Origin of the sequence: Stenotrophomonas sp. YIM B06876, from assembly GCF_030711595.1 — a bacterium.
In the GTDB taxonomy this organism is placed as follows: Bacteria; Pseudomonadota; Gammaproteobacteria; order Xanthomonadales; family Xanthomonadaceae; genus Stenotrophomonas.
Genome location: NZ_JAUJUJ010000499.1, coordinates 1 through 589, shown reverse-complemented (window position 1 = coordinate 589; position 589 = coordinate 1). Strand labels below are relative to the sequence as shown.

At 65.6% G+C, this 589-nt stretch carries 1 pseudogene; it reads left to right on the top strand.

Annotated elements, in window-relative coordinates:
- Positions 1-261 precede the first annotated feature (261 nt).
- Positions 262-589: pseudogene (locus tag QZH66_RS18145) on the top strand (hypothetical protein); the annotation flags it as partial.

Genomic DNA, 589 nt, shown 5'->3' with positions numbered 1-589 from the left:
GACCCCGGCGCCGGACAGGTATTGATCTGCTGCGCCCGGCCCCAGGGCAACCTGGTGCTTGATCTTTGACGATTTGCCCCTTTTTCCGGACTGCCTTCATGAAAAACTCTGCCCCTGACAACGTGCCTCACGGCCTGCGCTTCAACCCCCATGTCGCGGCCCTGCCGCCCTACAACGCCGGCATGAACGTGGAGGTGGCGCGCGCCATCAGCGGCCAGCACGACATTGCCCNCGATTTGCCCCTTTTTCCGGACTGCCTTCATGAAAAACTCTGCCCCTGACAACGTGCCTCACGGCCTGCGCTTCAACCCCCATGTCGCGGCCCTGCCGCCCTACAACGCCGGCATGAACGTGGAGGTGGCGCGCGCCATCAGCGGCCAGCACGACATTGCCCGGCTGGCCAGCAACGAAAACCCCGAGGGCTGCTCGCCGGCGGTCATGAAGGCGTTGGCGTCCGCCGCCTATGAGCCCTGGCGCTATGCCGATCCGGCCTGCACCGCCCTGCGCGCCGCCCTGGCGCACAAGCTCGCTTGTGACGCGCAGCAGATCGTGGTTGGCAACGGCTCCGAGGAAATGATTGCCGCGATTG